The 19,420-nt window shown below is 61.9% G+C and carries 27 protein-coding genes; 11 read left to right on the top strand and 16 right to left on the bottom strand.

Features of this window, described 5'->3' with window-relative positions:
• Positions 1-52: 52 nt before the first annotated feature.
• The 6 genes from ABIE62_RS00135 to ABIE62_RS00110 all read right to left on the bottom strand — a co-directional run bounded on the left by ABIE62_RS00135 (position 53) and on the right by ABIE62_RS00110 (position 5,914).
• Positions 53-730 (bottom strand): spermidine synthase, encoded by a 678-nt coding sequence (locus ABIE62_RS00135; RefSeq protein ID WP_354322513.1) that lies wholly within the window; start codon positions 728-730, stop codon positions 53-55.
• 77 nt (positions 731-807) lie between these two features.
• Positions 808-3,105, bottom strand: coding sequence for a polyribonucleotide nucleotidyltransferase (gene pnp, locus ABIE62_RS00130; protein WP_354322511.1), 2,298 nt, complete (start codon positions 3,103-3,105; stop codon positions 808-810).
• A gap of 172 nt (positions 3,106-3,277) precedes the next feature.
• The gene (gene rpsO / locus ABIE62_RS00125) at positions 3,278-3,547 is read right to left on the bottom strand and encodes a 30S ribosomal protein S15 (protein ID WP_354322510.1); all 270 of its coding nucleotides are present in this window, start codon (positions 3,545-3,547) and stop codon (positions 3,278-3,280) included.
• A gap of 12 nt (positions 3,548-3,559) precedes the next feature.
• On the bottom strand, positions 3,560-4,504 hold the full coding sequence (gene truB / locus ABIE62_RS00120; protein ID WP_454184755.1) for a tRNA pseudouridine(55) synthase TruB: 945 nt from the start codon (positions 4,502-4,504) through the stop codon (positions 3,560-3,562).
• Positions 4,505-4,560: 56 nt separating this feature from the next.
• Entirely contained in the window at positions 4,561-5,286 is a 726-nt protein-coding gene (locus tag ABIE62_RS00115) for a site-2 protease family protein (RefSeq protein WP_354322508.1), read from the bottom strand.
• Positions 5,287-5,338: 52 nt separating this feature from the next.
• Positions 5,339-5,914: a thymidine kinase gene (locus tag ABIE62_RS00110; protein WP_354322506.1), complete on the bottom strand. Its 576-nt coding sequence runs from the start codon at positions 5,912-5,914 to the stop codon at positions 5,339-5,341.
• Between the two features lie 81 nt (positions 5,915-5,995).
• On the opposite strand from ABIE62_RS00110, the gene ABIE62_RS00105 reads away from it, so the two are divergent.
• A complete protein-coding gene (locus ABIE62_RS00105) occupies positions 5,996-6,577 on the top strand; it encodes a YceI family protein (RefSeq protein WP_354322505.1) in 582 nt (193 codons plus the stop codon).
• Positions 6,578-6,587: 10 nt separating this feature from the next.
• Here ABIE62_RS00105 and rbfA read toward each other — a convergent pair whose 3' ends face one another.
• From rbfA to ABIE62_RS00055, 10 genes are all read right to left on the bottom strand, one after another.
• On the bottom strand, positions 6,588-6,986 hold the full coding sequence (gene rbfA, locus ABIE62_RS00100; RefSeq protein WP_354322503.1) for a 30S ribosome-binding factor RbfA: 399 nt from the start codon (positions 6,984-6,986) through the stop codon (positions 6,588-6,590).
• A gap of 3 nt (positions 6,987-6,989) precedes the next feature.
• A complete protein-coding gene (locus ABIE62_RS00095; protein ID WP_354322501.1) occupies positions 6,990-7,430 on the bottom strand; it encodes a PaaI family thioesterase in 441 nt (146 codons plus the stop codon).
• A 154-nt stretch (positions 7,431-7,584) separates the two neighbouring features.
• Positions 7,585-10,137 (bottom strand): translation initiation factor IF-2, encoded by a 2,553-nt coding sequence (gene infB / locus ABIE62_RS00090; RefSeq protein ID WP_354322499.1) that lies wholly within the window; start codon positions 10,135-10,137, stop codon positions 7,585-7,587.
• 9 nt (positions 10,138-10,146) lie between these two features.
• Positions 10,147-10,938, bottom strand: a complete 792-nt coding sequence (locus tag ABIE62_RS00085) for a DUF448 domain-containing protein (protein ID WP_354322497.1) — start codon at positions 10,936-10,938, stop codon at positions 10,147-10,149.
• Positions 10,919-12,568 carry a transcription termination factor NusA gene (gene nusA, locus ABIE62_RS00080; RefSeq protein ID WP_354322495.1) on the bottom strand — a complete coding sequence of 550 codons (1,650 nt, stop codon included), beginning with the start codon at positions 12,566-12,568 and terminating at the stop codon, positions 10,919-10,921. The genes ABIE62_RS00085 and nusA overlap by 20 nt, the downstream gene beginning before the upstream one ends.
• Positions 12,568-13,137, bottom strand: a complete 570-nt coding sequence (rimP, locus tag ABIE62_RS00075) for a ribosome maturation protein RimP (RefSeq protein ID WP_354322494.1) — start codon at positions 13,135-13,137, stop codon at positions 12,568-12,570. Before rimP ends, nusA begins: the two co-directional genes overlap by 1 nt.
• 159 nt (positions 13,138-13,296) lie before the next feature.
• The gene (locus ABIE62_RS00070) at positions 13,297-13,698 is read right to left on the bottom strand and encodes a PilZ domain-containing protein (RefSeq protein ID WP_354322493.1); all 402 of its coding nucleotides are present in this window, start codon (positions 13,696-13,698) and stop codon (positions 13,297-13,299) included.
• A 95-nt stretch (positions 13,699-13,793) separates the two neighbouring features.
• Positions 13,794-14,114 (bottom strand): hypothetical protein, encoded by a 321-nt coding sequence (locus tag ABIE62_RS00065; RefSeq protein WP_354322491.1) that lies wholly within the window; start codon positions 14,112-14,114, stop codon positions 13,794-13,796.
• Between the two features lie 43 nt (positions 14,115-14,157).
• Positions 14,158-15,204, bottom strand: a complete 1,047-nt coding sequence (gene pspF / locus ABIE62_RS00060; protein WP_354322489.1) for a phage shock protein operon transcriptional activator — start codon at positions 15,202-15,204, stop codon at positions 14,158-14,160.
• A gap of 8 nt (positions 15,205-15,212) precedes the next feature.
• Positions 15,213-15,365, bottom strand: coding sequence for a hypothetical protein (locus ABIE62_RS00055; RefSeq protein ID WP_354322487.1), 153 nt, complete (start codon positions 15,363-15,365; stop codon positions 15,213-15,215).
• Here ABIE62_RS00055 and ABIE62_RS00050 point away from each other — a divergent pair.
• The 10 genes from ABIE62_RS00050 (at position 15,364) to ABIE62_RS00005 (ending at position 19,257) form a co-directional block, all read left to right on the top strand.
• Positions 15,364-15,549: a hypothetical protein gene (locus ABIE62_RS00050; protein WP_354322485.1), complete on the top strand. Its 186-nt coding sequence runs from the start codon at positions 15,364-15,366 to the stop codon at positions 15,547-15,549. The two genes, ABIE62_RS00055 and ABIE62_RS00050, sit on opposite strands and share 2 nt — an antisense overlap.
• Positions 15,550-15,688: 139 nt before the next feature.
• On the top strand, positions 15,689-16,534 hold the full coding sequence (gene pspA / locus ABIE62_RS00045; protein ID WP_454184754.1) for a phage shock protein PspA: 846 nt from the start codon (positions 15,689-15,691) through the stop codon (positions 16,532-16,534).
• A gap of 3 nt (positions 16,535-16,537) precedes the next feature.
• A complete protein-coding gene (gene pspB, locus ABIE62_RS00040; RefSeq protein ID WP_354322483.1) occupies positions 16,538-16,849 on the top strand; it encodes an envelope stress response membrane protein PspB in 312 nt (103 codons plus the stop codon).
• Positions 16,846-17,223, top strand: coding sequence for an envelope stress response membrane protein PspC (gene pspC, locus ABIE62_RS00035; protein WP_354322481.1), 378 nt, complete (start codon positions 16,846-16,848; stop codon positions 17,221-17,223). Before pspB ends, pspC begins: the two co-directional genes overlap by 4 nt.
• A gap of 26 nt (positions 17,224-17,249) precedes the next feature.
• Positions 17,250-17,561 carry a hypothetical protein gene (locus ABIE62_RS00030; RefSeq protein ID WP_354322479.1) on the top strand — a complete coding sequence of 104 codons (312 nt, stop codon included), beginning with the start codon at positions 17,250-17,252 and terminating at the stop codon, positions 17,559-17,561.
• Positions 17,561-17,917: a hypothetical protein gene (locus ABIE62_RS00025; protein ID WP_354322477.1), complete on the top strand. Its 357-nt coding sequence runs from the start codon at positions 17,561-17,563 to the stop codon at positions 17,915-17,917. The genes ABIE62_RS00030 and ABIE62_RS00025 overlap by 1 nt, the downstream gene beginning before the upstream one ends.
• A complete protein-coding gene (locus ABIE62_RS00020; protein ID WP_354322475.1) occupies positions 17,917-18,240 on the top strand; it encodes a hypothetical protein in 324 nt (107 codons plus the stop codon). Before ABIE62_RS00025 ends, ABIE62_RS00020 begins: the two co-directional genes overlap by 1 nt.
• Positions 18,237-18,488, top strand: coding sequence for a hypothetical protein (locus ABIE62_RS00015; RefSeq protein ID WP_354322474.1), 252 nt, complete (start codon positions 18,237-18,239; stop codon positions 18,486-18,488). Before ABIE62_RS00020 ends, ABIE62_RS00015 begins: the two co-directional genes overlap by 4 nt.
• Positions 18,485-18,661: a hypothetical protein gene (locus ABIE62_RS00010; RefSeq protein ID WP_354322473.1), complete on the top strand. Its 177-nt coding sequence runs from the start codon at positions 18,485-18,487 to the stop codon at positions 18,659-18,661. Before ABIE62_RS00015 ends, ABIE62_RS00010 begins: the two co-directional genes overlap by 4 nt.
• Before the next feature lie 185 nt (positions 18,662-18,846).
• Positions 18,847-19,257 (top strand): SufE family protein, encoded by a 411-nt coding sequence (locus ABIE62_RS00005; RefSeq protein WP_354322472.1) that lies wholly within the window; start codon positions 18,847-18,849, stop codon positions 19,255-19,257.
• Positions 19,258-19,420 lie beyond the last annotated feature (163 nt).

Below are 19,420 nucleotides of genomic sequence, written 5' to 3'. Positions count from 1 at the left end.
TGATCGACGCCATCACGCGCAAATTCCCGATCCAGCTTCTCACAGTGCGCGATCATTTTTGTGCAAACCAGATCACGTGATGCGCGCCCTTGTTGTTGGGGCGCGAACGCACGTTCCACTCGATCACGGTGAGGCCGGTGTCGTACAACCGCTTGCGGAATGCGGGGTCGGGCGCAGCTGACCACACGGCCAGAATACCGCCGGGTGCAAGCGCATCGCGCGCCTTGGCAAGACCCGTGCGCGAATAGAGCCGGTTATTCGCCTCGCGCACCAGCCCATCGGGGCCGTTATCGACATCGAGCAGGATCGCATCAAACTTGGCCGAGGTGCCATCATTGGCATCATCGATCAGCGCCGCGACATCGCAAATCCTGAGATCGAGGCGCGGGTCTGACAGGCTGTCTCCGGTCAACTCGACCATCGGACCCTTGGCCCAATCGATGATCGCCTCGGCGATTTCAGCGATTATGATCTGTGCCTTGTCACCCAGCCGCGCGCGCGCGGCTCGGTAGGTGAAGCCCATGCCATAACCGCCGATCAGGATGCGCGCATTGGCTTTGCCGAGCCGGTCGATGGTGAGTTCGGCGAGCTGTTCTTCGGAAAAGCGCATCCGCGAGCTCATCAACTCATTACGCCCCATCACGATCATGAAGTGGCCAGCGTGGGTATAGAGATCGAGCAATTCGCCATCGGCAATCTGTGCGCTGGCGAGGTGTTCGCGTTTGAGCATCCTCAGATATCCCTTTCAACAAAAAGGCCGCCCGGATCGCTCCGGGCGGCCCCAATTGTTACCCTCAAATAAGACGATCAGTCCTTGAGGAAGTCGGGCAGACCGGCCGGTCCGCTGTCCTGATCACGGCCACCGCGATCACCGCCGCCGCTGCGACCACGGCCACCCCGATCACCGCCGCGATCACCTCTGGGCCCGCGCCGGTCGTTACCCCGATCACCGCCCCGGCCGCCTTCACGCGGCTCACGCGGTTCGCGCGGCGGGCGGGTGTCTTCAAGCTCTGCGCCGGTTTCCTGATCGACCACCCGCATCGACAGGCGCACCTTGCCGCGCTGGTCGATTTCGAGCACCTTGACCTTCACGTCCATGCCTTCGGAAACGACATCGGTGGGCTTTTCAACCCGCTCGTTGCGCATTTCCGAAACGTGGACGAGTCCGTCCTTGCCGCCCATGAAGTTCACGAATGCGCCGAAATCGACTATGTTCACGACCTTGCCGTTATAGACCTTGCCGACTTCGGCTTCCTCGACAATGCCGAGGATCCACTTCTTGGCGGCTTCGATTTCATCGACGTTGCTCGATGAGATCTTGATCACGCCTTCATCGTCGATGTCGACCTTGGCGCCGGTTTCAGCCACGATTTCGCGGATCACCTTGCCGCCGGTGCCGATGATGTCGCGGATCTTCGACTTGTCGATCTGGATCGTTTCGATGCGCGGCGCGTGCTTGGAAACTTCGGTGCGGGCAGAGCCCAGCGCCTTGGTCATTTCGCTCAGGATGTGCGCACGGCCAGCCTTAGCCTGTTCCAATGCCTTGGCCATGATTTCCTGCGTGATGCCGGCAATCTTGATGTCCATCTGCATGGTGGTGATACCGTTTTCGGTGCCCGCAACCTTGAAGTCCATGTCGCCCAGGTGATCTTCATCACCCAGAATGTCGGACAGGACGGCGAATTCATCACCTTCCAGGATCAGGCCCATCGCGATGCCCGAAACCGGCGCCTTCACCGGCACGCCGGCATCCATCATCGACAGACACCCGCCGCACACCGTCGCCATCGAGGACGAGCCATTGGACTCGGTGATGTCCGACAACACGCGGATGGTATAGGGGAAGTCTTCCTTTGACGGCAGGATCGGGTTGAGCGCGCGCCACGCCAGCTTGCCGTGCCCGATTTCGCGGCGGTTTGAACCACCGAACCGGCCCACTTCGCCGACCGAATAGGGCGGGAAGTTATAGTGAAGCATGAAGCTGGTATAGCTGAGGCCTTCGAGCCCGTCGATCATCTGCTCGGCATCCTTGGTGCCCAGCGTGGTGGTGCAGATCGCCTGCGTTTCACCGCGGGTGAACAGCGACGAACCATGCGTGCGCGGCAGGAAGCCAACGATCGCTTCGATCGGGCGCACCTGATCAAGCTTGCGTCCGTCGATCCGCTGGCCATCCTTGAGGATCGCCCCGCGCACGATTTCGGCTTCGAGCTTCTTCATCACCTTGCTGGCGACGTTCTGGGTCTGCCCGCCTTCATCGGCGAACGCAGCCTTGGCCTTGGCGCGTGCTTCGTTGATAAGGTTGGAACGAACCGATTTGTCAGTGATCTTGTAAGCTGCGGCGATATCCGCGCCCACCAGATCCTTGAGCTTGGCCTTGATGTCGGCGGTGTCATCCGAGGTGTCGATCACCCACGGTTCCTTCGCCGCCTGTTCAGCCAGATCGACGATCGCGCCGATGACCTTGCGGCATTCGTCATGCGCAAACATCACCGCGCCGAGCATTTCTTCCTCGGTCAGTTCCTTGGCTTCGGATTCGACCATCATCACCGCCTTATCGGTGGCAGCGACGATCAGATCGAGCCGGCCTTCGGCGAGCGCGCGATCCTGCTTGGGATTGAGGACATATTCGCCATCAATATAACCCACGCGGCAGCCACCAATCGGGCCCATGAACGGCAGGCCCGAAATCGTTAGCGCAGCCGAAGCGGCGACCATCGCGACCATATCGGGATCAGTTTCGCCATCAAACGAAAGAACCTGACAAATCACGTTGATTTCGTTGTAGAAACCTTCGGGAAACAGCGGGCGAAGCGGACGGTCGATCAGGCGGGAAACCAGCGTTTCCTTTTCGGTCGCGCCGCGTTCACGCTTGAAGAAGCCACCCGGAATGCGTCCGGCGGCTGAGAATTTTTCCTGATAATGGACGGTAAGCGGGAAGAAATCCTGCCCTTCCCGAACGCTCTTGGCGGCGGTCACGGCGCACAGCACCACGGTTTCGCCATAGGTGGCCAGCACTGCGCCATCGGCCTGACGGGCAACGTGCCCGGTTTCCAGAGTGAGGGTTTTGCCGCCCCATTCCAGCGATACGGTTTTCGTGTCGAACATTGATTTTCCTTCTGTCCCGCGGTCGCCCTATTGCGTGCGGGGCCTCATGTGCCGGGGAAAAGACCGTCCCGGTCCGGTGTGGGGCGCTTTGGCCCCAAGGCGGGCAGACCGGATGTCTGCTTGCCCCAAAAGCAAAAAAGGCGGCCCGTTGAGCCGCCTTTTCGCAAAACTCTTATTTCCGCAGGCCCAGTTTCTGGATCAGAGCATTATAGCGCTCCACATCCTTTTTCTTGAGGTAGGCCAGCAGCGTGCGACGCTTGTTGACCATCATCAACAGGCCGCGACGCGAATGGTTGTCTTTGTGGTGGCCCTTGAAGTGTTCGGTGAGGTTGCGGATGCGCTGCGTGAGGATCGCAACCTGAACTTCGGGGCTGCCCGTATCCTTGGGATCGCGGGCGTTGTCAGCAATGATTTCCTGCTTCTTTTCGGCGGTTACCGACATAGTTTTTCATCCTTACTCAGCGACATCGGGAAGGTTAAAACCCCGCACGACCGCGGCCATGCCATCCGTGATTTCCATCAGCGCGACCGGGACAGCGCCCAGTTTCGCCAGATAAAGCCCGGATGATTGGGGCATGTCAGACAATACCCGGCCCTGACGGACCGCCTGCGCGCTTGTCTGATCGAGGTGGAGGGCCGGGATGTCGTCCAGCCCTGCCTCTAACGGCAGGATCAGGTTTTCTAATGCGCGGCGCTTAGCGGATTCCTCCAGCAAGTCCAGCGAAATCGCTTGGGCCTCGGTGAACGGCCCAGCCTTGGTGCGGCGCAGGTAGGTGACATGACCGCAGGTGCCAAGCGCGCTGGCAATGTCGCGCGCGAGGCTGCGGATATAGGTGCCTTTGGACACGTGGGCGGCAAGGGTGATGTCTTGCACAATATCGTCACCGCGACCTTCGCCGGAATGACGGATAGCGAGCGAATGGATCGTCACCGCCCTCGCCTGCAATTCCACCGCCTCGCCCGCCCGTGCGCGGTCATAGGCGCGCTGGCCATCGACCTTCAGCGCGGAATAGGCCGGCGGCACCTGTTCGATCGGCCCGGTAAAGCGCGGCAGTATCGCTTCTATCTCAGCCATCGTCGGACGGTGATCGCTGGTCGCCACCACCTCACCTTCAGTATCAAGCGTTGCGGTTTCAGCCCCAAACTGCACAGTGAATTCGTAGATCTTGCTGGCGTCGAGCATCCGCCCGGCAAGTTTCGTCGCCTCCCCCAGCGCGATCGGCAGCACGCCTTCAGCCAGCGGATCGAGCGTGCCGCCATGCCCCACCTTGGTCTTGGCATAGCCCCCCTGTCGTAGCACGCGCTTGACCGCGCTCACGCCTTGGGTGCTGCCCAGCCCGCGCGGCTTATCAAGGATCAGCCAGCCAGACAGCGGCACAGGTTTAACGCTATCGTTCACCGTGTCCTCTTAATCAGGCCGCGCCCAAAACGCCACGCAATGCGCCCGCGCACAAATCAGGCAATCAGCGCCGCAATCGCATCTGCCAGACCTAGATAAAGGCCCATCATCGCGGCGACCGGCGGCATCAGCACCTGGCTAAGCCAACCCGTTCCGAACACCCAGCTTGCCGCGATCAGGATCAACAACAGCGCCATGCCAATGCCTTGCAACTTTTCCCACCCCGCCTGCAACCGCGCTGGCAACAGCCCGCCGACAATGTGCGATCCATCAAATGGCGGGATCGGCAACAGGTTGAACAGGCCGAGGAAGATGTTGATGAGGATGAAGTAAAATAAGCCGGTAGCAAGCCATTGGGTCTCACCCAGCCGATTGACCAGCAGCGCCGCGCCGCCGTCCACATCGCCGCCCATGCCAACGCCCGAAGGCATCGCCAGCCCCAGCAGCACTGCGCCCACAGCTGCAAGCACGAAATTGCTCCCCGGCCCGGCGGCGGCCACCGCCATCATCCCGAACCGCGGATTGCTAAGCCGCCATTTGTTGACCGGCACCGGCTTGGCCCAGCCAAACACCGGCCCGCCCAGCAGCGCCAGCGCGCCCGGCACCAACAGCGTGCCGACCGGGTCGACATGCCTGATCGGATTGAGCGTCAACCGCCCGCGATCCGACGCGGTGGTATCGCCGAGCAATTTGGCGGCATAGCCATGCGCGACCTCGTGAAACACGATGGCAATGACAAGCGCCGGGATCAGCACCAGCGCAAGGGAGAGGGTTTGGGTCATCGCCGCAGCATGTAGGGTGCAGCCCGGCGAAAGCCAGAGGCGCAGGGCACAATCACCCGGCCAACGCTTGCGAAAAATGTTTGCGGCACAGCGCGACATAGCGATCATTGCCGCCGATTTCGGTCTGCTGGCCCTGCCGCACGGCTTTTCCGCTGGCATCAACCCGCAAGTTCATCGTCGCCTTGCGCCCACAGTGGCATACCGCTTTCAGTTCCACCAGTGCATCCGCAATCCCCAGCAGCACCGCCGAACCGGGGAACAATTCGCCCTGAAAATCGGTGCGCAATCCGTAGCATAGCACCGGCACCCCGGTCTCATCCGCCAGCCGCGCAAGCTGCCAAACCTGTTTGGGGTCAAGGAACTGCGCCTCGTCCACCAGCACGCAATCGAGCGGCGTGGCAGCATGGGCAGCGGCAACCTCTGCCCACAGATCAGTGTCCGGGTGGAACCGCTGCGCCGCGCTTTCCAGCCCGATGCGGCTGCGCACCATCCCGGCTGATCGGCTATCAAGCGCGGCGGTCCACAACATCGTGCGCATCCCGCGTTCACGGTAATTGAAATCCGCCTGCAACAGGTGCGATGATTTGCCCGCGTTCATGCTGGCATAGTAGAAATAGAGTTTGGCCATCGCGCCAACCTAACGATTCGTCGCGCGCACGGCGAGATAGGGCTTGGACCTTTTGCCCGGTTGAGGCGTATAAGCAGCATAATGAGCAAACCAGCCGTCCTTGTTCGGATCATCCTGCTGCCGCTGCTGGCGATATTTGCGATTGCGAATATCGGCGCGCCGCAGCGCTACACGCTTGATGCCAGCGCCAGCAATGTATCGGCCAAGGTTCCGTTCTTCGGGATCGCCAGCAAAACCGCACGCTTTCCCCAAATGCAGGGTGCAGTCACGATTGTTCCCGGCGCGCCCGAACGCGCGGTAATCGACGTGACGTTTGATGCCACCGCGATTGAAGCGCCCGATGACCTGACGTTAAGCCGCCTGCGCGGCGAGAAGTTCTTCTGGGTCGAAAAATACCCGACCGTGCACTTCGTCGGCCGATCGTTGAAGCTGACCAGCCCGACGCGCGGCACCGTGGAAGGCGAGTTGACCGCGCGCGGGGTGACCAAGCCGCAGACGCTTACCGTCACCTTCGATGCCGACCCACTGACGCAGGTAGGCCAGCCGGTCAGCTTCACCGGCACCACCACGATTGACCGGCGGCAATATGGAATGAAATCCTATCAGCTGATCGTCGGCAACAAGGTGGACATCATGCTGAAGGCACGAATGGTGCCGCGTTAGAGGCGGGGATTCACTCTTCTTCGCCCAGATCGCGCGCCACCTTGGGATCGCGCAGCAACGCCTCGATCCGGTCAGCCTCGGCAAAGCTTTCATCCTTGCGAAAGCGCAGTTTGGGCGCGAATTTAAGGCCGAGGCGTTTGGCCACCTCGCGCTGCAGGAACGCGGTGTTCTGGCGCAGCGCGTGCACCACCTCATCCTCGCCCGCACCCAGCATCGGTTTGATGTAAGCGGTGGCGTGGCGCAGATCGGGCGTCATGCGCACTTCGGTGACCGAAATGTTCGCCGCGCTGACCACATCATCATGCACTTCGCCGCGCGCCAGCAGTTCCGACAGGATATGCCGCACCCGCTCGCCCACCTTGAGCACGCGTACCGATTGCTGTTCGGGGGTGAAAGGGGTCTTTGCCATGCCTCAAACCATCCCGGTGGAGGTTGGCGTGGGGCGCGGGGTCGGGATTGCGGTTGAGGTGGCGCGGGCGTGGAGCGTGCCGTCTTCTCCCAGCAATTCACCTTCAAGGAACACCACGCGCCGACCGGCCTTGACCACCCTGCCCTTGCCGATAATCGTCGCGCCTTCGGGTATCAGGCGGATCAGCGACATGGAAATTTCCAGGTTCAGCGGCGCCATCTCGCCATCGGTTGACGCGACATAGGCATAGCCCATCACATCATCCAGATAGCCCGCAACCAAGCCCCCCTGCACGCCGCCGCGCCAGGTGGTCATTTCACGCTTCACGGTGAAACGCATGGTGGCAGTCTGGCTGGCGGAATCCCAGCCCACAAATTGCGAGCCGAGCAGCGCCGTATGCGGCGACTGCCCGGCATCGTCAGGGTAAAAGGCGTCGTCGCTCACAGTCCCACTCCAGCGCCCCATAGGACGTAAAGACCAAACACGAGCATCATCAAGGCAATTGGTGCCAAGACAATCGCTGCGGCAAATCGAGGCCACCTGTTTGGTCTATATGGCATTCAACCTCCTCGTCGAAAGTCATGCATTCGAGGCAAGACTAGAGCGTCCGCTCACGCTCCTCGACCGAGAAGACTTCGAGGTTGTCGCCCGGTTTGATGTCGTTGGTGTCTTCGAGCACTACGCCGCATTCCAGACCGGTGCGGACTTCGTCGACATCGTCCTTGAACCGCCGCAGCGATTGGATCTTGGTCGCCGAAACGATAACATCGGCGCGGGTAAGGCGCGCGAACAGGCCCTTGCGGATCGCGCCTTCCAGAACCAGCAGCCCGGCTGCCTTGTCCTTCTTGCCCGCCGGGAACACCTGCTTGACTTCGGCCCGGCCAACCACGGTTTCGATCCGTTCCGGCCCCAGCTCGCCCGCCATTTCCTTGGCGATGGCATCGGTCAGGTGATAGATGACATCATAATACATCATCCGGACATTATCGCGTTTCAGCAAATCGCGCGCCTTGGCATTGGGACGCACGTTGAAGCCGATGATCGGCGCCTTTGACGCTGCTGCCAGCGTCACATCGCTTTCAGTGATCGCGCCCACGCCGGCATTCAGCACGCGCACCTTGATCTCGTCATTCGACAGGTTGTGGAGCGCGTTGACGATCGCCTCGACGCTGCCTTGCACATCGGCCTTCACCACCACCGGGAATTCGATGACGCTGGAAGACAAGGTGCTGAACATCGTGTCGAAATTGGTCGGGGCCAGCGCGGTGCGCTTTTCGGTCGCGATTTCGAGACGATATTTGGCAACTTCGCGCGCGCGCTGTTCGTTTTCGACCACGGTGAGGTTGTCGCCTGCTGACGGCACACCGCCCAGACCCAGCACCTCAACCGGCATCGAAGGCCCGGCCTCCTTCAACTGATTGCCCTTGTCGTCGACAATCGCGCGCACCTTGCCGCTTTGGGTGCCAACCACGAAGTTGTCGCCGCGCTTCAACGTGCCGCGCGTCACCAGCACAGTCGCCACCGGGCCGCGGCCCTTGTCGAGCTGCGCTTCGATCACGGTTGCTTCGGCATCACGGTCAGGCCGGGCTTTGAGTTCGAGCAATTCAGCCTGCAATCCGATCGCTTCGATCAGCTTATCAAGCCCCGCGCCGGTGGTTGCCGATACTTCAACATCCTGCACTTCGCCCGACATCGCCTCGACCATCACGTTATGCTCAAGCAAGCGCTCCCGCACCTTTTGCGGATTGGCTTCGGGCTTGTCGCACTTGTTGATCGCCACGATCATCGGCACACCCGCTGCCTGCGTATGTTTAATCGCTTCAATCGTCTGCGGCATGATCCCGTCATCCGCCGCGACCACCAGAATCACGATATCGGTGACGTTCGCACCGCGCATACGCATTTCGGAAAAGGCGGCGTGGCCCGGCGTATCAAGGAAGGTAATCTTCTGCTCATCGCCCGAACCCGATTTCGCGGTGATCTGATAGGCACCGATATGCTGTGTGATCCCGCCAGCTTCGCCCTTCACCACATCGGTGCCGCGCAGCGCATCCAGCAGACTGGTCTTGCCGTGATCGACGTGGCCCATGATCGTTACCACCGGCGGACGCGGACGCAGCGTTTCTGCCGGGTCCATTGCCTCGGAATTGTCGATATCGACATCGCTGGCCGATACGCGGGTGATATTGTGGCCGAATTCCTCGACCAGCAGTTCGGCAGTGTCCTGATCGATGGTCTGGTTGACCGTGACCATCATGCCCATGTTGAACAGCGCCTTCACCAGATCCGCGCCCTTTTCGGCCATACGGTTGGCCAGTTCGCCGACGGTGATCGCTTCAGGCACGACCACGTCGCGCACCTGCTTTTCACGCGGCTTGGACGGGCCACCCTGCCCGCGGCGTTCCTTTTCGCGCGCACGCTTGAGCGCGGCGAGGCTGCGGGCGCGGCGGCCTTCGTCTTCGTTGAGTGCGCGGGTGACGGTCAGCTTGCCTGAACGGCGCTTGTCTTTGTCAGCATCGATTGGCGCGGCGCGTTTGTCTTCCTTCTTCTTCTTGACCTCGGGCCGCTTGGGCTCGGGCCGTTCGATCGGGGTGAAGCGGCGCGGGCTGGGCGCAGCGTCCGCCTTTGTGGCAGGGGTTGCAGACTCTGCCTCAACCGGAGCTACCGGCGCGGCATCACTAGGTTCAGACTCAACCGCTGGCGCCGCGTTTGCAGCTTCACCGCGCTGCTTTTCGGCTTCTTCTTCAGCGCGGCGATTGTCCTCAACCCGGCGGCGTTCTTCGTCATCGCGCTCGCGCGCTTCGATTTCTTCACGCTTGCGCGCTTCCTGGGCGCGTTGCAGCCGCTCTTCCTCGGCTTCAAGCTGGAGGCGTTTGACACGCTCTTGCGGGGTTTCGCCAGCAGGCGCGGCGCGCGCCGGGCGCGGCTTCGGGGTTGGCGCCGGAGCGGGCGTTTCGGCGACCGGAGGCGGCGCGGGCGGCGGAGGCGCAGCGGGCTCGCTACCGGGTTTGCCGATCGCGCGGCGACGCTTCACCTCGACCACCACCTTGTTGGTGCGGCCATGGCTGAAGGTCTGCTTGACCTCGCCCGCGTCAACCGACCGTTTGAGGCCGAGGGGCTTGCGGGTGCGCTGGTTGTCGTCGTCGCTCATTGTAACTCTTTAATCCTTCACGTATTCATCAATTGTCGCCAGCCCCGATATGGGCTGGTCGCCGTGGCCGGATGCGTCCCGACCGATATCATTCGTTATGTGCGCGCCGCGCTCACCAAGGTAGTTCGTCAGCCGAGTGACCGGATCGAGCACCCGCTTCGCCGCGCGTGTATCGCCGGGATGCCCGGCAACGCCCAAGTGGACGACATTGTCGCGGCCCAATGCCACAGACAGCGCGGTGCGGTCCAGTGGCAAGACCTGGCCCCGTTCGCCCGAGCCTTCAACCTCACGCCCGACGCGCCAGGCCTGATCCAGCTTGCGCCGCCCGTCTTCACTGCTGTCGCTGGCGTGGAGCAAGGCGGCAAGCCTGCCTGATCGCGCCTGTTCTTCGATCCGCGCCGATCCCAGCACAATCTTGCCAGAACGCAGTTCAAGCCCCAGCCGGTCGCACAAATGGCGCGCCAGCGCGGCTTCCGCGCGGTCAGCCAGGTCATCGGGGATAGTCAGAGCTGCACCTTTGAACGCGCGCAGCAGTGCTTTCTTCAGCGCGCCATCGGCCAGCGCAGTTTCCAGCAGCGCGCGGTCCGGCGTGATCCAAGCCCCGCGCCCCGGGGCCTTGCCGGCCACATCGGGCAGCACCAGCCCGTCGGGCGAAATCGCCAGACGCAGCAGATCATCCCGCGCCGAGCATTCCCCGGAAAGGATACAGCGCCGCTCGCTCCCCGGGTCATTGGCGACCGCAGCGGGGAGTTCCGGCTCAACGATGTCGGACGTCAGGCGCTCATTGGGTGGAGTCCGCATGGGCGGCCTCCTGAGTGTCGGGGTTGGAGACGGAGTCTTCGTCTTCAAACCAGTGTGCGCGGGCTGCCATGATGATTTCGTTGCCCTGTTCTTCGCTCAGGCCATATTCGCCCAGCACGCCGCCCTTGTCTTGTTCACGCTGCGGGCGCCGCATTGGCGGGCCGGCGGCATCATTATTGCGGCGACGCGGGGCTTCGCGCTTCTTGGCGATCAATTCGTCAGTGGCAAGATCGGCCAGATCATCCAGCGTCTTGATCCCCGCCTTGCCGAGCGTGACCAGCATCGCTTCGTTCAGGTGCGGCATTTCCGCCAGCGCGTCTTCAACGCCCAGTTCGCGGCGCACCTCACGGTGGGCTGCTTCCTGACGTTCGAGCGCTTCGAGCGCGCGGCTTTGCAATTCTTCGGCGAGTTCTTCGTCGAACCCTTCGATGGTCGCGAGTTCAGCCAGGTCGACATAAGCGACTTCGACCAGTTCGGCGAAGCCTTCGGCCACCAGCAGCTGCGACAGGGTTTCGTCGACGTCGAGCTCTTCCTCGAACATCTTCGAACGCTCGGCAAATTCCTTCGACCGCTTTTCCGAGGCTTCTTCCTCGGTCATGATGTCGATCTGGTGGCCGGTCAGCTGGCTCGCCAGCCGCACGTTCTGGCCGCGTCGGCCAATTGCCAGGCTGAGCTGATCGTCGGGCACCACGACTTCGATGCGGCCATCATCTTCGTCGAGCACGACGCGGCTGACAGTGGCGGGCTGCAACGCGTTGACCACGAAGGTCGCGGTGTCTTCCGACCACGGGATGATGTCGATCTTTTCGCCCTGCAATTCCTGCACCACCGCCTGCACGCGGCTGCCCTTCATGCCGACGCAGGCGCCGACCGGGTCAATGCTGGAATCGTGGCTGATCACGCCAATCTTGGCGCGGCTGCCCGGATCGCGGGCGGCGGCCTTGATTTCGATGATGCCGTCGTAGATTTCGGGCACTTCCTGCGCGAACAGCTTGCGCATGAAATCGGGGTGCGCGCGGCTGAGGAAAATCTGCGGGCCGCGATTATTGCGTTCGACCTTGGTGATCAGCGCGCGCACGCGCTCACCCGTGCGGGCGGCTTCGCGCGGGATCTGCTGATCGCGGCGGATCACGCCTTCGGCGCGGCCAAGGTTGACGATCACATGGCCGAATTCGACCGACTTGATCACCCCGGTGATGACTTCGCCCTGACGATCCTTGAATTCTTCGAACTGGCGCTCACGCTCAGCATCGCGAACCTTCTGGAAGATCACCTGCTTGGCAGATTGCGCGTCGATGCGGCCAAGATCGACCGGCGGCAGCGGATCGACGATAAAATCGCCAACGGTCGCACCCGGTTGCAGCTTTTCAGCCTGCTTCAGATCGACCTGCTTGAAGTAGTCTTCAACCTCTTCGACCACCTCGACCACGCGCCACAGCGTCAGATCGCCGGTCAGCGGATCAAGCTTGGCCCGGATGTCGTTTTCCGCACCGTAGCGGTTACGCGCGGATTTCTGGATCGCTTCTTCCATCGCCTCGATAACGATGGATTTGTCGATCATCTTTTCCGTGGCGACCGCATTGGCAATCGCAAGGAGTTCGGCCTTATTGGCGGAAATGGCACTGGCCATCAGTCGTCTGCCTTTTCTTCTACGTTGTCTTCGATAAGTTCGTCGGCCCCGCTGGTATCCAGCGGGCGGGTAGCGGCGATCAGCGCGTCGGTCAGGACGAGCTTGGCCGTGTGAATCTGCGTCAGCGGCAGGCGAACATCGCCTGCCTTGACTTCGGTAATATGCACCATACCATCTTCAAGGCCATGCAGCACGCCCTTGTTGACGCGCTGGCCGTCAAAGCCCTTGTCCATCACGATCCGCACGTCGTGACCTGCCCAATTCGCGAAATCCTTTTCGCGGGTCAGCGGGCGGTCGATGCCGGGCGAACTGACTTCGAGGTGGTATGCCCCCTCGATCAGCACGTCGCCCGCTTCTTCGGCGGCGTCGATCACGTCGGATACCCGGCGCGACAGGGCCGCGCATTGATCGATCACCAGCTGTCCGGTAGCCGGGTCTTCGGCCATGATCTGCAGCGCCATGCCGCCATCACCCGCTTCAGAAGCGATCATCGCCACGCGCACCAGTTCAAACCCGAGCGCCTGCGCCTCGGGTTCGATCAACTGGATAAGGCGCGCGATATCGGCCATTCTTGCTCCATCAGGGCCGCCATGCAGAAATGCGGGTTTGTGCCGGCCCCAAGCGGCGCCAGCATCCAAACCTTGTTACCACAATGCCGGGATTAGCGGCCCATTAGGCGCGCGCGCCCGGTTTGGCAAGCGCGAAGGCAGCGGGCCGTGTCGCAACTGTCAGTTGCAGCCAGTGACCCAGCGGCGAACCTGATCGCGCAAGTCCTCACGCTTGCGCCGTTCGAAGGAGGCTGCGTAATGCCGCATCGCCACGACCGCATCATGCGCAATCGGCAGGTCGAACGCCAAACCATTGGTGCCGCCATCAATGCCAGCAGTGCGCCGGATCGCGGTGACGAACATCTCCATGCCTTCGATCCGGAGATAGCCGCTTGCGCCTTCATTGAGAGGACGCGCCAACCCGATTCGCGCCCCTGTTCGTGATAGGTCGAGCAGCACGCACATCTGTGTTTCGCAGGTCGTAATCAACCGCGCTGGTATCGATAGCCGCAATCGCGATGCGCCGCGCCGCCCGACGTTTTCCAGCGGGCCGCGATCAGGCGTGGCAAGTTTCGGCAACATAGTGCTGCAGGATAACAGCAGCATGGTAAGCGCGGTGCGACCATGCACCTACGGGTTTTTACTGAGACATCAGACGGCGATCATAAGGTCAGGAGCTAATAGCCCCAGCCACCATCCTTGTGGCTGTCGCGCGAGTTATCGGGCTGCCGATCGCGCTGGGATGCCGCGCTTGGCGGCCGGTAGCCCCAGCCATCCTTGGCCATTTCTGCAGCGCGGCGTTCCTCCTGAGCGGCGATAATCGCCTTTTCGCCGATCCGCTCGGCCCGTTCGCCTACTGAATCGACTGCCTTGGGCACGAAATAGGACGCGCCTATGGTGAACATCAGGCCCGTGACAATAAAGCCAAGCGCAATGATCCCGAAAATGAACCGGACAGTGCTGGTGAGGTTTTCAACAATATCGAGAAGTGCGCGCATCGTCCCGCTCCCAAACGAACATGAGGTTGCGATTAATCCCTGATTAGGCGCCCTCCTCCTGCCCCTCCATCAGCCCGTGCTTGCGGATCGCATGGCGCAGTTGGTCATAGGTCAGGTTAAGCGCCCGCGCGGTCTGGCGCTGGTTCCAGCGATGCTTGCCCAGCGCATGTTGCAGGATGGTGCGTTCGTGCGCGTCAACCGCTGCGCGCAGGTCGTCGATTGCGTCGACCTCGGTTGCAGCAGACACAATATGGGCAGCGGCACCGGTGGCAGGTGGCGCGGTTGGCGCGCGGCGATGCTGCGGCGGTTGCGGCCGCCACGGGCTGTCGAACGGATCGAATTGCACGTGCGCAATCGGCGCTTCTGCATCGGCCCAGCGATAGACCGCGCGTTCAACCACGTTGCGCAATTCGCGGACATTGCCGGGCCACTGGTGATCTTCCAGCGCATCCATCACGTGATCTGCAAATCCCGGCCAGCGATCCCATTCCAGCTCTGCCGCCATGCGCCGCCCGAAATATTCCGCCAGCACGCCGATATCACCCTCACGCACCCGCAAGGGCGGCAAGGTGATGACCTCAAAGCTCAGCCGGTCGAGCAGGTCGGCGCGAAACTCGCCCGCCGCTGCCAGCGCGGGCAGATCATCATTGGTCGCCGCGACAATTCGCACATCGACCCGGATCGGGCGGGAGGCACCGATGCGGGTGATCTCGCCATACTCGACCGCGCGCAGCAACCGCTCCTGCGCGCCCATCGACAGCGTGCCGAGTTCATCAAGGAACAGCGTGCCGCGGTCGGCTTCCTCAAACCGGCCCGCGCGCGATTTGGTTGCGCCGGTAAACGCTCCGGCTTCGTGCCCGAACAATTCGGCTTCGATCAGGGTTTCGGGCAAGGCCGCGCAGTTCATGGTGACGAGCGGCTCGTCCCAGCGGCTCGACAGGCGGTGCAAGCGTTCGGCGATCAGTTCCTTGCCGGTGCCACGCTCACCGATCACCAGCACTGGGCGGTTCATCGATGCCGCGCGGCTGGCTCGTTCGACCGCATCCAGAAAAGCCCCCGACTGGCCGATGAATTGGGTTTCGTGCTGCATATCCAAACTTATAGTGAAATTTCCCAATGCTTGGCAATAGACCCCAATGGGCGTGGCTGATTTTCAGCAAAAAACCGTGATAATCCGCCATTTTTGCGATTTGGCACGGGGGTTGCAAAATACTCGGCAAGACCACGGATACCACCTGAGAGGCTCATCATGATCAACTCCAAACCCGCCACTAACACCTTCTGGAGCAGCAAGCTCGGGCACGCCGCGATGGCCAGCATTGCCGCCATGGTGATGATGATCGCGCTGTCTTCGCAGATCCAGCCGGGTGCGGTCAGCGCCGCCCCGATCGTTCACCCCGCGTCCGAAGTCGGCGCGATGATCGAGATCGCCTGATATGGGTAATCCCAGAAACCCGCGTGACCAACACGATCCCCTCGGGCCGGAGCGAAATGTCCCCCCCGCAAATGCTGCCGGTGACGCAAGCCCCGCAGGCGTCGACCAGAGCAGCGACGCTCCGGCCCAACCTTCCCGCTTGCTGAGCGCAGGGCGGCTGTCGCGGCTTGATGAGGAAATCGAAGCCTTGCGCCGCAACCCTTCCGCGAAGCAAACGCGCGGGCGCACCGGTGAACCGGAGCAAGACCGAGTCGCTCCCCGCGACCAGATCAATTCGTTTCTTGATGGAGTAGCCTTCATGGGCATTTTCAGCCGCACCCGCGACATTATTGCCGCCAATTTCAACGATATGCTCGACAAGGCCGATGATCCGACCAAGATGATCCGCATGATCATCCTCGAAATGGAGGAAACCCTGGTCGAAGTCCGCGCCAGCGCGGCGCGCACGATTGCCGATCAGAAAGAAATGCACCGCCACACGGTCAAGCTTGACCGCCTTCAGGCCGACTGGGGGGAAAAGGCGCAGCTCGCCCTGTCCAAGGATCGCGAAGACCTCGCCCGTGCGGCGCTGGTGGAAAAGAAGAAGGCCGGTGACATGGCCGATCAGCTCAAGACCGAAATCGCGGTTCTTGATGATGCGCTGCGCGCTTACGAAGACGATATCGCCAAGCTGCAGCACCGCCTGCGCGAAGCCCGCAGCCGCCAGACTGCGATCGCCGCGCGGCTCGAAAGCGCGGAAAACCGCGTCAAGCTGCGCACGCTGATGAGCACCGAACGCACCGACGAGGCGCTCGCCCGCTTCGACCAGCTCGAACGCCGGGTCGATTACGCCGAAGGCCGCGCCGACGCTTTGCAGATCGCCGAAGGCAAGCCCCCGACGCTCGCCGATGAAATTGCGGCGCTCGCCGGATCGGACGCGATTGATGATGAATTGGAAGCGATGAAAAAAGCGCTCGGCAAAGCCGACGACAGCAAGGGGGAATAGACCATGGAAGACGGACTTATCGCGGTGATGATCGTCGCCACGCTTTTCATCGGCCTGCCATGGGTCATCCTTCATTACATGACCAAGTGGAAAACCGCCGCCACCATCACCACCGATGACGAAGTGCTGCTGGAGGAACTCTACAACCTCGCCAAGCGGCTGGATGAGCGGATGGACACGGTGGAACGGCTGGTCGCCAGTGACGACCCCGCCTTCACCCCCGCCCGCCGCCTGATTTCCGATCAGGAAAAGGACAACCAGCAACTGCGCGAACTCGACGCGCTGATGGCCGAAAAGAAAGGAACCCGCGCATGAACACCCCCCACACCACGCTTTACCGCGACAAGCATAACGGCAAGCTGATGGGCGTTTGCGCCGGGATTGCCGATTACACCGGGGTCAACGTGTTCTGGGTCAGGCTGGCTGCCGTTGCTTCGCTCTTCATCACTAGCGGCTCATCGATCATCGGCTATCTGATCGCCGGGTTCCTGCTCAACAAAAAACCGCCCTATCTTTACCGCGATGAAAGCGAGCAGAAATACTGGCAGGGCGTGCGCCAGAATCCCAAGCGCACCGCGCGCGAAATCCGCGCCAATTTCCGCGATATCGACCGGCGGCTGGCGGCGGTGGAACACCACTATGTCAGCAGCAACCCGCGCCTGACCGCCGAAATCGAGCGGCTGCGCTGAACTTTTGACCTGAGGGGGTTTGAATAATGGAAGGCATACTCGCACTGCTGCTACCCGTCATCGTCCTGTCGATTCCCCTTGTGGCAATCTGGACCAAGCATCAGCAGAAGATGACCGAAATGCAGATCGGCTCCACTGCCGAACAGACCGCTGAAAAGGCCGCGCAATATGCGACCCACATCCAGCGGTTGGAAGACCGGGTGCAGGTGCTAGAACGCATCGTCACCGATCGCGGTTACGACATCGCCACCCAGATCGAAGCGTTGCGCGACCAGCGCCGGGTGGACGAGGAAGGCGCGGGCGTGCCGCTCGGCCTTGGCAGCAAGGAGCGCGTGTGATGGAGCCTGCCGACTTTCTCCCCTATCTCGGCTGGATCATCGGCGGGGCGTTTGTGCTGGGCGTGGCGGGAATCCTCACCTCGTTCCAGACCACCCGGATGAAGATCAAGAATGGCTACCCGCTCGAAGGGATGTGGGGCCAGTCATTGAAGCCCGGATCGGATGCCCAGAACGCCCAGCGCGTCACCCTGCTGACCCAGGAAAACGCCGAACTGCGCGCTGAACTCGGCAGCCTCAAGGATCGCATGGCCAATGTCGAACGAATCGTGACCGATGGCGGCTATCACCTCGGCGCGGAAATCGATGCGCTCAGGGATCGGGCCTTGTCGAACCTCAAGGACAAAGGTGAAGCGTGATGAGCGGTTGGGCCATCGTTGCCGTCATCGCGATCATCGTTTGGGGCGTGGTGCAATATGCCAAGGCCCGCGCGGGGATCATTTCCGATGAATATGGCAAGGAAACCCTCGCCCCGCGCGATGATGGCCGCAGCGCTGCCGAGCTTGAACAGGCACGCCGCGAAGTCGAAGAACTGCGCGAACGGGTGAAGGTGCTCGAACGCATCGCCACCGATGGCAACACCGGCGAGGCGCGCGAACGCGACCGCATCGCCGCCGAAATCGAAGCACTGCGGGCACTGCCTGCGACAGACAAGCCAAGCAAGGAGGAACGCAGCGAATGATTACGCCCCTTCTCGACCCGACGCTGATCACCGCCACATCCGGCCTGATCGCGATCATCGTCATCGCCGCCGCCCTGCTGCGCGCATGGAACGGCTGGCTGGAATTGAAACGGCAGGAGCTGGAGCGCAGCGGCCACCGCCCTGCCTCCGACGAAGGTTCGACCATCGGCACCGCGCGGATCGAACTGGCTGACCTCAAGGAACGCATCCGCAAACTGGAAGCCATCGCCAGCGGGGTGGAACTGTGAGCGGCGGGGCCAATACCGCCGCGCAGGCGGGGATCGGGCTTGGCAGCGCGATTGCGGTGGCGATCAGCTGGAGCCTCAACAAGTCGATCATCTGGGCCATCGTCCACGGGTTTTTCGGCTGGTTCTATGTCATCTACCACGCCTTCACCCGCCCCGGCGGGCTGAGCGGGTGAGGCTGATTGCGTCATTGCGAGCGTAGCGAAGCAATCCAGCGCGGCGCGCGCTACGCTCTGGATTGCCGCGTCGCCTTTGGCTCCTCGCAATGACGAAGGGGGGTTGGGACGAAGGGGGGTTGGGACGAAGGGGGGGTGGGACGAAGGGGGTTGGGTTTTCGCAAAAGGCAAACTAACTGCACTCCATGCGCACCCTTTCCGACATTCTCGAAGAGTATGAATTCCTCGAAGGCGATGACCGTTACGGGTTGCTGATCGAGCTGGGCCGGACGCTGGAACCGATGCCCGATGCGCTGAAAACCGATGCGACTTTGGTGCGCGGGTGTTCAGCCGCAGTGTGGGTCTATCCCGCCTCGCAACAGGAGCAGAAACTCCACTTCCTCGCCGACAGCAATGCCGCGATCACCAAGGGCATCGTCGCGCTGGTGATCGCCGCCGTGCAGGACAAGCCCGCCGCCGAAGTCGCGCAAATGGACGTGATGGGCGCGCTGGCCCCGTTTGACCTCAAAAACCAGCTATCGAGCAACCGCACCCAGGGCGTGCCCAATATGATCGCACTTGTGAAAGGACACGCCGCGCGGTTGGCGGCGGGCTGACCGCCAAACACTCAACAGCCAGCAATGTTTCACGTGAAACATCCGCCCAAAAGCAGACTAACAAGAGTCTAGTGGATTGACTCCAACGTTTGGAACCCCCGGTTACGTGCGGCGATGATTTCGTCGGGGTCCGCCTTCCAGACGAAGGGCTTTGGATGGCTGG

This window comes from Porphyrobacter sp. MBR-155 (assembly GCF_040547625.1).
Classification (GTDB): domain Bacteria; phylum Pseudomonadota; class Alphaproteobacteria; order Sphingomonadales; family Sphingomonadaceae; genus Erythrobacter.
Note: the sequence above shows the minus strand (reverse complement) of the source record. Positions and strands in the feature narration are given on the sequence as shown.